The sequence below is a fragment of the Mesorhizobium sp. M7A.F.Ca.MR.148.00.0.0 genome (genome assembly GCF_003997735.1).
GTDB lineage: Bacteria > Pseudomonadota > Alphaproteobacteria > Rhizobiales > Rhizobiaceae > Mesorhizobium.
The window spans coordinates 1-773 of record NZ_RZTB01000336.1 but is presented as its reverse complement, the minus strand read 5'-3'; the positions used below and the strand labels follow the sequence as shown (position 1 = coordinate 773).

General features: G+C 56.3%; 1 protein-coding gene. It reads left to right on the top strand.

Annotated features, from left to right (window positions below; translation table 11 throughout):
* The first annotated feature begins 210 nt into the window (after positions 1-210).
* Positions 211-630, top strand: a complete 420-nt coding sequence (locus EOB49_RS34340; RefSeq protein WP_127318995.1) for a hypothetical protein — start codon at positions 211-213, stop codon at positions 628-630.
* The last annotated feature ends 143 nt before the right edge of the window (positions 631-773 follow it).

The following is a 773-nucleotide window of genomic DNA, read 5'->3' as shown; positions in this document are numbered from 1 at the left end:
TTTGCGGGCCTTTGGCATGTCAGGTTTGCCGGGTCAATTCAGCTTAGGGTGAAGGGAACGTATTTGCATCGCTTCGTCCTCCAGAGAGGAGCGGCATCGCAGGGCACAACCGGCCATGTCCAATCGCATATCGCGTCAATTTTCTCATTCCAGTAAACCCGGCCTTATACATTGCCTGTCAAATAAATCAGGCATCTTTGGAGTATGCCGATGTCGAGATTTGCCTGGCTTACTTTTGTTTCACTCACTCTTGCGTTCGCGGGCGCCGCCCCCGCCGGCGCTGCCGATGTCGAGTTCATCGGCACATGGCAGCAGGTTTACTCAACCGGCGGCCAATGTGCCAATTGCAGAGTCGTTATCCGCAGCGATCCCGGCTTGCAGGTCGATGCGAGCAATGGGTGGACGGCCAATCTGAAAGAGAAAACGATCAACGGGGAACAGGCCTTGATCGGAAATGGCAATTGGCCCGGATCGACATCGGCAAGCGCCAAGGCCCGAGCCCTGTCGGCAGCCTTCAAGCTTCATCAGGACAAGCTGTTTTTGATCATGCAAATCGTGGACCCGAACGGCAGTCGAATACGGGTACACGCGGTGTTCGAGCGACTTGCCGTGTCCAAATCCTCGATTTGACGGCTGCGATGCGCATTTGCTTGAATGCGCCAACCGGTTTTCACGACATCAAACCGCAATCCTTGGCCTTCCCGAGGCCACCGCCACCACATGCGCCTCGATGAACATGCGCTGGGCTTCGACGGTCGAGACCCGGAATTCGG

Coding starts and splice junctions, on each gene's coding strand:
- EOB49_RS34340 (WP_127318995.1), top strand. CDS start 211: ATGTCGAGATTTGCCTGGCTTACTTTTGTTTCACTCACTCTTGCGTTC.